The 13,285-nt window shown below is 44.5% G+C and carries 11 protein-coding genes; 1 reads left to right on the top strand and 10 read right to left on the bottom strand.

All coding sequences use genetic code 11. From position 1 onward, the window contains the following. Nucleotides 1-58: 58 nt before the first annotated feature. The 8 genes from MKY24_RS09330 to MKY24_RS09295 all read right to left on the bottom strand — a co-directional run bounded on the left by MKY24_RS09330 (nt 59) and on the right by MKY24_RS09295 (nt 10,315). Complete coding sequence (locus tag MKY24_RS09330) at nt 59-2,167, bottom strand: class I SAM-dependent methyltransferase (protein ID WP_076156990.1); 2,109 nt, start codon at nt 2,165-2,167, stop codon at nt 59-61. Nucleotides 2,168-2,289: 122 nt separating this feature from the next. Beyond that, nucleotides 2,290-3,822: an NAD(P)H-binding protein gene (locus MKY24_RS09325; protein ID WP_305953829.1), complete on the bottom strand. Its 1,533-nt coding sequence runs from the start codon at nt 3,820-3,822 to the stop codon at nt 2,290-2,292. A 237-nt stretch (nt 3,823-4,059) separates the two neighbouring features. Further along, the gene (locus MKY24_RS09320) at nt 4,060-4,404 is read right to left on the bottom strand and encodes a DUF3024 domain-containing protein (protein ID WP_231517263.1); all 345 of its coding nucleotides are present in this window, start codon (nt 4,402-4,404) and stop codon (nt 4,060-4,062) included. Between the two features lie 235 nt (nt 4,405-4,639). Further along, nucleotides 4,640-5,611: a family 43 glycosylhydrolase gene (locus tag MKY24_RS09315; protein ID WP_279831120.1), complete on the bottom strand. Its 972-nt coding sequence runs from the start codon at nt 5,609-5,611 to the stop codon at nt 4,640-4,642. A gap of 40 nt (nt 5,612-5,651) precedes the next feature. Further along, nucleotides 5,652-7,037 (bottom strand): arabinan endo-1,5-alpha-L-arabinosidase, encoded by a 1,386-nt coding sequence (locus MKY24_RS09310; RefSeq protein WP_279832172.1) that lies wholly within the window; start codon nt 7,035-7,037, stop codon nt 5,652-5,654. A gap of 80 nt (nt 7,038-7,117) precedes the next feature. Further along, nucleotides 7,118-7,960, bottom strand: coding sequence for a carbohydrate ABC transporter permease (locus tag MKY24_RS09305; protein ID WP_023988072.1), 843 nt, complete (start codon nt 7,958-7,960; stop codon nt 7,118-7,120). 27 nt (nt 7,961-7,987) lie between these two features. Next, a complete protein-coding gene (locus MKY24_RS09300) occupies nt 7,988-8,878 on the bottom strand; it encodes a sugar ABC transporter permease (protein ID WP_023988071.1) in 891 nt (296 codons plus the stop codon). A gap of 93 nt (nt 8,879-8,971) precedes the next feature. Next, nucleotides 8,972-10,315: a sugar ABC transporter substrate-binding protein gene (locus tag MKY24_RS09295; protein WP_023988070.1), complete on the bottom strand. Its 1,344-nt coding sequence runs from the start codon at nt 10,313-10,315 to the stop codon at nt 8,972-8,974. A gap of 509 nt (nt 10,316-10,824) precedes the next feature. Here MKY24_RS09295 and MKY24_RS09290 point away from each other — a divergent pair. Continuing rightward, the gene (locus tag MKY24_RS09290; protein WP_023988069.1) at nt 10,825-11,754 is read left to right on the top strand and encodes an ArsR family transcriptional regulator; all 930 of its coding nucleotides are present in this window, start codon (nt 10,825-10,827) and stop codon (nt 11,752-11,754) included. Nucleotides 11,755-11,812: 58 nt separating this feature from the next. On the opposite strand, the gene MKY24_RS09285 is transcribed toward MKY24_RS09290, so the two are convergent. Together MKY24_RS09285 and MKY24_RS09280 are read right to left on the bottom strand one after the other, a co-directional pair. Further along, nucleotides 11,813-12,523, bottom strand: a complete 711-nt coding sequence (locus tag MKY24_RS09285; RefSeq protein ID WP_339201844.1) for a DUF1361 domain-containing protein — start codon at nt 12,521-12,523, stop codon at nt 11,813-11,815. Between the two features lie 95 nt (nt 12,524-12,618). After that, a complete protein-coding gene (locus tag MKY24_RS09280) occupies nt 12,619-13,227 on the bottom strand; it encodes a DUF1349 domain-containing protein (protein WP_339201842.1) in 609 nt (202 codons plus the stop codon). Nucleotides 13,228-13,285: the final 58 nt, after the last annotated feature.

Genomic DNA, 13,285 nt, shown 5'->3' with positions numbered 1-13,285 from the left:
ATGCCTTCCAATCGTGCTTGGCACAAATCAGAAGGCATTCTCTTGTTCAAATTAAAAATCATTCAGCAATTCCAGCCCTATTATTCGGCTTCTCAATCACGATCAGACAGGTACTGTCTGGCAAAGGAACCCGCTGGCCCTGCTCATCCATGAACTCAACACGGCTGGACAGCGCCTCGGCATAGCCCTCCTGTAAATAATGGCGGCTCACCCGGATAATCGCTTGTGATCCAAGTGTGTTATGGATACACTCTTCATACTGTGACGGGGTAAAATAACCAAACTGCTCCTGCACTTCATGCACATAGGCTTCCGCCCCCCATGTATAGGTATATAGAAATTCCATCGCATCGTTCACTGGCAAAACAGCCTCATGCTCACCCACACGCTCTATTTCAATGTGGCGGCCTGCAAAATCTTGCGCATACCGCATCAGCCATTCCATTCCGTCCGGCTCCAAGAATCGAATTCGTCTGCGCTGCTCTACTGGTTCGGTCATAATACCGTCACGAATGATGATACGCCCGCCGGGTGCAAGCACACGATAGGCACTCTGCAAAGCAGCCTCCACCGTTTGTGGATTGAACCGAATTCCATCTCGTTCGATGTAGGAATAGAGCTCGTGAAGAATCGAAGAGAAGATGACCGTGTCCATGCTCCCCGTTTCCACATATTCCTCCAACCGAAGCGCATCTCCTTTGATGACATCCCAACGATGGCGCTCCAATTGCTTTTTACGTTTAAGTGCCTCAATGACATTCACAGAAATATCAAGACCTAATGGCTTCGCATCTGGTCTTTCCTGTTCGATCAGATCCAGCAGCACGCCCCCGCCGGGTCCAATATCCAGTATGCGGGTTCCCGTCACGTAATCCAAAATGACCCTTTTGTAATCTACGGTCTGGTTCATATCTGTAAGATACGTTTCCTCATTGTGAAAGCGATCATAAGCATCACGCCGTAATCCGAACAGATCGAACAGCAGCAGGACTGCTTTGTCATACAGAGGCGTTTTTTCTGCTTCAATACAAAAATCGATTAGTTTCTCAGCCGCAGATGAAAATACAAAATTAAAAAATACAGTACTCGGCAGCTCCTCTTTATGCTCCACGATCACACTCAAATGAGGATTATGCTTCCGTTTCCCTTTTGAGATGTCCTGCCAGGACAGTGCACTTAAATATTTTTCTATCATTCGTTTTTTATATACGTTAATTTTCTTGACACCACGATAGTCATAATACATCGTATTCATAAGCGATTCGAAACTGATATGGCGAACGGTCGCAGGCTGTTCCTGCCCCGTCCCATCCCTCAATGTGAGTAAGAATACCTTTACCAGTTCTTGAAGTGAAAAATCCTGCAAAGCTGATTCTACATACCAAAGTGTCCGATTCTCCAACGGAGCCAGCGCCTTCTCTACATTCAACTCCCGCTCTAGTTCTGTGTAAGCCTGCTCGAACGGCTCTCCTTCATGAATTGAAACCGACCGTAATCTCTCCAGTCGCTCCTTTACACTCCAGACTACAGGTGCGTTATCCCATGCAATCCAGCCGATCAGCTGCTCTACTTCACTGCGTACTTGGTCCCATAATGCAGGTTCTACCCCGGCGATAATACACTCGTTCAGGGCCCGTAAAACAAGCTCCAGTTCCTCAGAGCTCAGCCAGCCCTTACGAGTAATTTCAAGCAGCAGTCGATTTTCCGCAAAAGGAATTTCTCCCCGTATATATTGCCCGATCAATCCATGCGTCTCAATCAGAATTCGGGTCATGCTATTGCGCGGGTACGCAGGGGACTCCGCTTGGGCCTGTCTGACATACAGTTGGGAGGAGCCGATATTATGTACAAATAAATTAATGCCCTCATGCTGCCAGCGTAGCCGTTCGCGGACTGTACCTCCTTTGGCTGTCTCAGACCACACCAATACATCCTCCAGTAGCTCTTTAACCCAGAATGACAATGGAAGTCCGTCCAAAATAAGCAACGTACGCTCCACGTAATCCAGTACAGGATTGGCATCCTTTAACTCACCTATAGATCGAATGCGTTCCAAATTTACAATACGCTCCTCAGCCGAAACAAGCAGCTTTAACCAAGTCGGTGTATCCCAGGCCAGATCATTTTCTTTCCTGTAATTAGCAATGGCTTTTAACGATTGCAGCATTTTTCTCACCTCGTGTGATTCGGATTCGGTATGCACAGGAGACTTTGGATAGGACATTTGGATAAAACCTTGTATATATTACACTTTACCATACATTTGTAGCTTCCATCTCGTGGAAAATATTAAACATTTGTATCAATCAACCGCTTGACATACTTGCCAAACGCATACATAACCCCCAAATGCACTTTGGCCTGTGTATATTTATAAATAAACCAAGGCAGCGATGGCACATAATCATGAATGGCTACGACGCAAATATTTGTACCGGGAATTTGCAGGAACTCAAGCCTGCCGCGATGGTCTTCCTTTACAGTGGCAAAAGTGCCACCTGTGATTCGATAGAGTGCAAACTCAGAGGTGCTCTGCGCACGGTCATAAATCATTTCTAACAACGGCTTTCGACTACCCAAGAGATACAACTGATAAGTATCCGGGCCCCGTGTCTCGACACGAACCCAAGGTTTTGCAAAGACCGGAAGCCAGGCCAAATAGCGCTCCCCGGCCCATGTTGCATCCTTACCAGGCGGGAGTTTGATCCGTTGCACCGAGCGTACATCAGATTTTAATGATCGAATTGCTGACTTTAACGGCTTTTTGGACTTGCTATGGGAATTCTTCTTATGCCGATATTCTTCTTCCTGCTCGAGTGAGGTTCGAGCTGCTTTGTCAAAGGAAATCTTCCCATCGCTGATGCCTTGAATCTTATGTTTCCGTTGCGCCACCATCGGATGAGCCAAGCTTTCAATCAGCGGATAAGCCATCTCTTTGGAGGCTCCAGTCACTAGGGTAACCCAAAGGCGGGACAGTTTGATCGTCAGCAACGGCACATTAAAAAAGCGACGCTTTTTATCCATTATTTCCGCTGTTCTTTGCATCATTTCTCTATATGTCATAACCTCCGGCCCACCTACGTCTATAATTTGTTCATCAAGAGTGCGGTTGCCGATGCTCCGATCCAGCGCATTCAAAATATCCTCCAATGCAATCGGGTGGGTCTTGGTTCGGGTCCAACGAGGCAGAATCATGACTGGTAATCTGCGAACGAGCTTGAGCAAAATTGGAAACGATGAACCCTGTGGGCCGACGATCAAGCCTGCACGAATTGTGGTTACAGGTACTCCAAAAGACTTCAATACACGCTCAACCTCCAGACGGCTGCGTAAATGTCGGGATAGTTCATCCTCACTTGTATGCTCGGGAAGGATACCGCTCAAGTATACAATCTGCTTCACCCCGTTATTACGCGCTGCCCGGGCAAAATGCTCTGCCAAAATCACATCCATATCCTCAAATGTTCCTTGTGTCAGCTTCGCCGAGGGCAGCATGGAATGAATGAGATATACGGCATAATCCGCTCCATGTAATCCTTGATTTGCATCCTCCATAGAAAAAAAATCACACGAGCGCCATTCCACGTGCTCTGTATTTTTACGCTGATCTCCACTGCGGGATAAGGCAATGACATCTGCATGCTCAGTCAGCCTCTGCAGCAGATTATGCCCGATATAACCACTGGCGCCTGTCAGTGCAATTCGGGATCTGCCTTTTGGATACAATGCTTCACACTCCCGCTCTACTTGTCTTATCTCAGGTTCCGGTCGATACTGCTCATCTATACGCCTTTGTCTGTCATTACGTTGCTGCTCATTCACTACACACCGCTCCCCACTCGTTATCACGCTCTGTGTTTCACATACCCTGATTTACAGTGCCCGTAACAAGCCCCATGACAAGACATGGAAACGTAAACTAGACAGTGCCACCCCAGACAAAACAAATGACCGTAACTTCCATATAAGGAGTTACGGTCAGCCTGTTTACTTCCATATATAGTTTAACGGGACGACTCCCACTACCTCCATCTTCCGAACTTATCATTCTGCACTTCGTTAACCTGTCCAAAAAATACCTGCTGGATCTATTTCTACCTGTTCGAGCTGTTCTTCAAAGCACGGATTAGGTGCAATCTCTTTTACGCGCTGCCAGCTTTCAGCCTCTTGCCGGGCATATACATGCCAATGATTTTCCTCCCAGCGAAATTGGACAATGTCCGTGCGATCCCACGACTCAGTTTCATTAGAAGGCCTTTCCTCCGTCAAGATCAAACAGTTATCCTCTATTTGATAAATGAGCCGCACGTCAGAACGCACGTAGCCTGGCACCTTTAGCGCAATATAGCCATTCAGCAGGTATTCAACCTTTTTAACGGTAAACGGATCAATCCGCTTGTTCACGAGATTTCCACCCCTTGATCAATTCGTAAATATTACGATTTAAATATAGCAGAAATCGAAGTTTTTGAAAAGAGTCCTCATTGCCGTCCCAAAAGCAAAAAGATATCCTCCAGCCTGAAGGCTCAGAAGATATCTTATTACTCTTGTTATACGCAGTCGAATCATAATTCCCTATGATTTCTAGAAAGTTACAGTACCGCTGTGCAACACGTCAACCATCTATAATAGATTTCGCTTATTTATCAACAGAAACGCCATCTGGTGCTGGAATACCAAAATCAGGTGTTCCATCTTCCTTCCAGTTGAACGGCTGAACACGTGTATGACGATTCGGATCATACAGCGGATCACCTGTAATTTCCTTGTAGTTCCGGGCGTGATATACGATTACATCGCTACCGTCAGCAGCAACCGTAAAACTGTTATGACCTGGCCCGAATTGTCCTGTTTCCTCATTGGTGCAGAATACCGGCTCAGGTGATTTCGTCCATGATTTCGGATCAAGTAAATCCGCATTCTCATCTGCTGTCAACAGGCCCATGCAATAATTGTGGTCTGTGGCGCTAGCTGAATAACTGATAAAGATCCGCCCGTTCCGTTTCAGAACCGCTGCTCCTTCATTCACCTTAAAACCGATGATTTCCCAATCATATTCAGGAGTAGAGATCATGATCTGCTCACCGCGCAGCGTCCACGGATTGCTCATTTCAGAAATATACAGATTGGAATTACCGACGATGTCCGGGTCCTTCTGAGCCCACACATAATACAGAACTCCATTATGCTGGAAGGTTGTCGCATCGAGAGCGAACGTCTCCCAACGGGTTTTGATCTGTCCTTTTTCCACCCATTCCCCTTCCAGAGGATTAGCTGAATCATTTTCCAGCACGAACATCCGGTGGTCGAACAGGCCTTCCTTCGTCTCCGTTGTACGAGCTGCTGCAAAATAAATGTACCATTTGTCGTTAATATAATGAATTTCCGGTGCCCAAATGTTCGCACTTAACGGGCCCGTTTCATATTTGTGCCATACTGCGACAGGCTCTGCTGTACTCAAGCCTTGAATAGTACTTGCTCGTCGAACCTCAATGCGGTCATACTCTGGCACAGATCCGGTGAAATAATAGTATCCGTCACTATGCTTGTAAATCCAAGGGTCTGCCCGTTGCTCAATGACCGGATTATTAAAGGGTACAGATTGATTCATGGTTTTTCTCTCCTCTATGTGTAGTATGTAGTTCATACAATTAATCGCTGATACGTTTTCCCCAGATGGAAATTCCCTTTTCATTCATACCTGTGAAAATTAGAGTATGGCGACCGAGCTCCCAGTCCCATGAAGGAAGCAATAACAGTTCTTCCTTTGTTCCTTCGGATGTATCGCTCCAATCCATTGTTAGAGTACGCTTGCCATCAAAGCTCCAGTGACCTTCAAGAGAACCACTGGTTGCCCGCCCTCCATCTTCAAGACGGAGCGGTTCAGCTTCCACCTGACCATCTACTTCCTGCCTTATCACGATGCGCTCCCAGTTGCCGGATAATAGCCTTTTGGGTATATCCTGCTCCTTTTCCCCCGCATAGCGCTCCGGAGAGACGACCGGCCAGCCCTCTGCCGTCCATAATATTTTGCGTACATGCAGGTACGGCCAGCTCTTGTCCGTTTCTCCCCGCGCATGATGTACAATATAATAATCCGCACCGTCCTTCAGGACAGAATTGTGACCTGGCGCAACCCAGCCTTCTCCTTCGCTGAACCGATAACCGCCCAATACCTTGTTTCCAATCTCGTATTGAGGCAAATAGCTGGTATCTGCCATGTCATGTCCATTCATGTCCACATAAGGCCCTGTGATAGAATCTGAGCGAGCAACGCGAACATTGTAGTCCTCGAACAAAGAATCATACGAGACGAACAAGTAGTATTTACGGAACATTGGATTGTACACAATGTAAGGCCCTTCTACAGCACCGTCCTCAGTTGCCCGATCTCTGGCAGCGATATTTTTGCCATAGCCGGACTCTTTAAGCTTTCCAGTCAGGGGATCAAGCGGCGTAATGTAAATACCGCCGAAAAAAGAGCCGTATACCATCCATGGATTTCCCTCTGCATCCAGCACCGGATTGGCATCAATCGCATTCAGCTTGTCATGCTCTCTCGTTTTAACGACCAGCCCCTCATCCTTCCAAGGGCCTTCCGGGGAGCTGGATGTCTGCAATCCGATCGCAGACCGTGTGCTGCCAAAGGTAGAAGCGGAGTAATACATCCGATAGGTATCACCCATCTTGATGATGTCCGGTGCCCACAGATTGGTTGCTGATGACCACGCCTCCGCTTCCTTTGGAATGCCGGGGAGTGCATACTGAACCCAGTTCCAGTGAATCAGATCAGTCGATTTGCGTACCATAACACCAGGTCTCAATTCTCCACCTGTCTTTACATCCGTTGAGTAGACATAATAGCCTTGATCTGTTTTGATAATCGCCGGGTCATGTGCATTGTTAATGGTCCAGCGCTGTTCATCGTTAATCGTACTTTGATCATACAAGTGATCGGGAGGCGGAGCCTGCGGATACACAGGGTCCGGAGTGTTATCCCCACAGCCGGATAGACCCAGCATGAGCAGCATAACCATAACTGTTATTCTCCTCCTTCCTTTACCCATTACATATTGTGACTGCCTTACATCATTCATCCATACCCTCCAAGTGTCAATTAGCCTTTGACACCCGAAATGGCAACCGATTCAATAATTTGTTTCTGGAAGATCAAGAATATAATCAGTACAGGTAACAAGGCTATAATTGATGCTGCCATGATAAGCGGATAGTCCGTCTGAATGGCGTAAGTCGCATTAAAATTCGCGATAACCAGCTGCAGTGTCTGCGTTTCTGGTGAGTTCAAGTAAATAATCGGTGCCAAATAATCGTTCCAAATCCCCATGAACCATAAAATAAGCTGTGCTGCAACTGCTGGCTTAATGAGCGGGAACGTAATCGACGAATAGAGTCGGAAATAAGAACTTCCGTCAATTTTAGCAGCTTCGATAATGGCATCTGGTACACTAAGCAAGTACTGCCGCAGGAAAAAGATCATAACTACATTTCCGAACAAACCTGGAACAATCAGAGGCAGCAGTGTATCCACCCAGCCCAGTTTGGAAAACATCATAAACTGTGGAATCATAACCGTTGGGTATGGAATCATCATAGATGCGATGAGTGCCAGAAACAGTTTATTTTTATGAGGGAATCTCAGCTTTGCAAATGCAAAAGCGGCTACACTGGATGTAAAGGTACCTATAACGGTAACACTTACAGCCACAATCACACTGTTCTTGATCCCGCTTAACAAAGGTCCTGCTTCCCAAATTTCCTTATACTTGCCAAACTGGAACACCTCTGGTATCCATACTGGCGGAAGAGCAAAGACATCCTGCTTTTCTTTCACCGAAGTGGACAGCATCCAAAGCAGCGGCGCGATCATCACAATCGCTCCAATCGCTAGTACAATAAAGATAATGGTATTGGTAACTTTCGTTTTTTGACTATGGGACATAATCAGACTCACTCCTTTCCGCGAAAATCAATCCCCATCAAAGGACGATTTTTCATTCATTTTGAATTGAATCAAAGTTACGATAAAAATGAAGATGCCGAGAATCATAGCCATCGCGGAGGCATATCCCATTTGCAGGTTTTTAAATGCCTTATCCCAAATATAAAAGACGATTGAGGCGGACGAGTATTCCGGACCCCCTGTAGGTGTCATAATGTTCATTTCAGTAAAGATTTGCGAACCACCAATGATATTAGTTACGACCAGGAAGAAGGTTACTGGTTTCACCATTGGCCATGTAATATTGCGGAACATCTGGAATCCGCTAGCTCCATCTAGCTCTGCTGCTTCATAATAAGAGCGAGACACGCTTTGCAGGGCTGCCAAATATAGCAGCATCGTATAGCCGAGACCCTTCCAGACGGTCATGAGAATCAAGGCCGGTTTAACCGTATCCTTATCCATCAGCCAGTTAGGACCCTTAATACCGAATATTTCGAGGAATTGGTTCACCAAACCATAGTCTCCGTTGTATGCCCAGTTCCACATAATAGAAACGGCAGCCAACGAAGAAATAACCGGGATATAGTAAATCACACGAAATGTTGTCGTACCTGGAATCTTGCGATTCAAACCTAGTGCCAGCAGTAAAGCTAGCACAAGACCGATTGGAATACCAAGCATTAAGAAAAGAGTATTGTACATCGATTTATAAAAGAGCTCATCGCTAAATAAATCTTTAAAATTGTCGAAACCAATAAAATTCATTTGTCCCAATCCGTCCCAGTCTGTAAAAGAGCCGTATAACGAATAGACAAACGGGAATAACGTAAAGATTAGCAGACCGAGAATAGGTGGAAGAATAAATAAGTATCCATATATCTTCTCTTTGCGGTAGAGATTAGATTTGGTTATCACAGGGCTCACCTCTGTTTCTAATTTGGAATGAAGATGATGTTAGCAGCATGATATTTAGCCACTAACATCATCCTTTTTTCCTCTATTTACGCATTATTTCTGTGATTTTTTCTCTTGCTCCACCGCTTTATCCAGCAGTTTCTGCATTTTCGGTTGTTCTTGCTTCAGATAATCTGCCGCCGTAATTTTGCCGTCCAGTACAGGCTGAATATCTGTGAAGAAAATATCATACCATTCTGCATTATACGTATAGTTGCCTGGTAATGAGCGTCCATAGTCATTTACGATATCAATAAATTCCTGTTTATTGTTAGGCTTGGTTTTCGTATCTTTGGACCATTCATCAGCCATGTCCAGCAGATTCGGAATTTGTACCTTGGCATCTACCAGCTGCTTCATTCCTTCTTTGGAAGTGGTCAGGTAATTAACCAGTTCTACAGCTTCATCTGGATATTTTGTTTTAGAGGAAACACCGATACCCAGGGAACCAATCCATGTTGCCGATTTTCCAGTCGATCCGGCTGGGAACGGCAGCAAATCATATTCGAATGGCAGTTTTTCAAATGTACTCATATCCCAAGGACCTACCGGGAAGAATGCCATTTCGCCCTTCATCCAACGTTGGTATGTGTCCAATGTTTGCGATTGTTCAATACCAGGTGTGATTTTATATTTGTTTTGCATGTCAGCAAAGTACTGAAGCGCTTCCGCAAATTTCGGATCATCAACCGTTACTTTGGTTTTGCTCTCATCCAGCCAATCCGCCCCATTGCTCCATACAAAGGCTTGTAATGCCCACTGAACGTTAAAGCCTGTACCATACTGATCTGGCTTGCCGTCACCATTGGTATCTTTGGTTAACTCTTGGTTGACCTTGATGAACTCATCCCATGTATACGGTTTGTCTTTATCAGGCAAAGGCACGCCCGCTTTTTCGAACATCGTTTTGTTGTAGCCAAGTGCGAATGGACCCAAGTCCTTCGGCATACCGTAAATATCTCCTTGACCGGCCATTTTACCGTCATAGCGATATAAATCCACACCGTATTTCCAAATGTTATCTAGGTTTATATCCTTATTCTTCTCAATGTAAGGGGTGAGGTTCTTCAGTACCCCACTGTTTACATAAGCTTTCACATCTCCAGGGTTAAAATAAAAAACATCTGGAAGATTATTTCCTGTGATCGCAGCTCTAAGCTTTGTAGCATATTGGTCCGCTGCTGTCACGACCATTTTAACCTTTACGCCAGGATGTTCCGCTTCAAATTTCTTAATTACTTCCTTATAAGCCTTTTGCTCATCTGTTCCACCACGGAACATGAATGTCAGTTCCTTGCTTCCATCACTACTGGAACTTCCCCCGCCACAACCAGTCAATGCAGCCATCATTAACAACAGAACAACCATTGCTATTGCAAAACCTTTTTTCTTTATCAACGCGACCCCTCCTAAATTTAAATGAAACCGCATACATTTGGTGTTAAAATAACTTCATACCACTCGGCCTAATCTTTAACTGTGCGGTACACAACCCGTTGTTGATTGCCGCTGTGATTATCATCCCTCTCATGTACCATATAATTAACATTTTACTTTATCAATAATGAATTCGTTTACAAACAAAATATAGCATGCCCTTCCTCAGTTCGTCAATGTATTTTTCAATCTTTTTAAATAATTATAAAACATAGATTAGAGTAATATGAAAAGCAAAATTAAATCGTATTTAAGTTAATTTTTATCTAAAAAACTAGAAATAAAACTTAAATACGATTCATTTATGAAATAATCTCTAATTTGGAGTCTAATTCACTCCCCTCTTTATTTAGTAAAAAAAATTTACAAAAAAGCAGTTTACTTCTTTTTGATTTTATTTTAACATAAATCAAAGTAAAAAATACAAGCGCTTACATCACAATTTTTATAGATAAGGATGGTCTATAGATATGATTTATATTAAGGACTTAATGTCAGGGTTAGATATTTTTAAAGCACTGGGGTCAGAAATCCGCATTCAAATTCTCGAGCTACTTGCTTATCAGGGCCAAAGTATGAATGACATTGCCAACAAACTTAATTTGAGCAACGGTACCATTACAATGCATATTCGAAAGTTGGAAGAATGCGGCCTTGTGGAGATCAATACCGTGAGCGGCAAGCACGGTACCCGAAAAATGTGTTATTTGAACAAGGATAAGCTGATGGTAGATTTGCGCAGCAGAGAACAAAAAAATGTGTATGAGGTTGAGATTCGCGTAGGTCATTATAGTAACTACCAAGCGTCCCCCACTTGTGGATTGGTGACCCGAGACAGCATAATCGGTGATTTTGATGATCCACGCTATTTTGCAGATCCCGGGCGGCTGGAGTCGGAAATGATCTGGATGGCCGAAGGTTTTTTGGAATACCGCATCCCCAACTATCTGAAAGCGAATCAATCCTTTAAGGAAATTCAATTCTCCGCAGAACTGGGCTCAGAAGCACCCTGCTATTGTGAGGAATATCCCTCTGACATTTGTTTTCATATTAACGGTATCCCTATTGGGCACTGGACCAGCGCCGGAGATTTTGGAGAAGTGCCGGGGGTTCTGAATCCAGATTGGTGGCCTCCGCATTTGAATCAATATGGTATGCTCAAATTAATTCGCATCAATCAGCATGGCAGCTTCATTGACGGGTGCCGCATATCCGAAGTCACAATAGACGATATTAACCTTAACTATAAAAGCGACATTACACTCCGTTTATCCGTAACCGATCAATCGGAAAACAAAGGTGGGCTCACTATTTTTGGCAAAAGATTCGGGAATTTCAGTCAGGATCTGCTTGTACGCGTACTTTACGATGTGCACGGGGAGGACAACACTAACTCCTGACACTCTACATGTAAAAAAATAGGCCGAAGCCTGTATTCATCGAATACATGTCCTCGGCCTAAACATCCTGATTCTCACTTAAAGAGATATAGATCAATAAATAAAAAATGACTGCTATCCCAAACACCAGCCAGCAAAAGGACAGCAAATGAAGCCTTGGTCCTGCATGTACTCCCCATCTCCAAATATCCGCAAGGAGCACCAGTGGCTGCAATAATACATCCCAGCTATTCCAGCGAGCAAATCTGCCAATATATACGCCTATGCTGGCCAGCCACAACAACACAAAAACTACAGCCCATGCGAGTCCACCTGAACAAACCCTCCTCAGCATATGGTGGATCACCAATACACAAAGGGATGTAAGAAAAAGGCCCAGCCCTGCTGCTGAAAAAGACGTAAATAAGATAAACCAAAATTGTGTGTTCAACCAAAAACGTGTATCAGGATTCATATCGTAAAAACGAAACGCATGAAGTAACTCAGTCACCAAATAAAGAGCATTCGGCAGAAAAAACAACCATACAATTGAAGAAAAAAATAAAAGAATACTTCTCACTTTTGTACTTTGCAGTCTGGATAAAGCCATCATTCCCAGAGTGATAAAGACCGGAACCCAGGCCAGGAATATATCCCAGTACAGAAATTGATACATCCTCGTTCCGCTTGTGGACTGTAAATACATAATGAGTCCGAAACAGCCCAACGTAGCTACAAGCAGCACTCCCAACAAACTGGGCAGCTTGTAGCCCTTCCTTCTTAACAGCAAGTTTCCATCTACCTCCTGCCTGAGTATGCGTATATACGTCTTTTTAAGTCCTATTTTATAGCGCTTTCATACTTAGAGAGAAAGCCTTTGTCTATTTACTCCACATTTCGTATGTCCTCGGATACATGGTTTGTTATCGTCAAGGCATCAAAGGTAACAGCACAGCCCTCCCCCACCGGGGATTGAGCAACAACTCCAACTTTTAGCTGGTTAGGAACATTCATACCAAAATATCTCGCCAGCTTCCAATGCTGACCGTCTGATGAATAATGGAATGCAAAGCAATTTCCAGCTCGTGCCACTCGTAAATATGGATTGAGCACGTCCATCGCCCCAGAGATACAATCATCGGATGTATCCCGAGTGACCACACTAAGAATAGATGGAGTGCTTTCAAAATATTCAAAACACAGCTTAGCCCAGTGGGTATCATCCGCCATCATCATCAAGCATCCTGAATCATAAGGCTGCTTCATATCAACACGGACCCTCGTCCATATTGTAAAATCACCTTGAAGCGTTGTATGCAAAAAGGGTGCGGACGATTTAGTCACTGCGCCAGACGGATCCCTAAAGAAATCTGCCTGTGAAGGTGCAGAAATTTGCAAAGACTTGGAATCATCGAATCTCCATTTAGCCGGCTCATTGATCCAGCTCCAATCCGCCGGCAAAACTTTACTGCTAAAGCGTTCAAATACGTTCATATGGATACCATTCCTCTCTGGCAATATAGTCATATAACACATTGAATTCTGGGGCACA

It is taken from the genome of Paenibacillus sp. FSL P2-0322, assembly GCF_037975315.1.
GTDB lineage: Bacteria > Bacillota > Bacilli > Paenibacillales > Paenibacillaceae > Paenibacillus > Paenibacillus polymyxa_B.
Note: the sequence above shows the minus strand (reverse complement) of the source record. Positions and strands in the feature narration are given on the sequence as shown.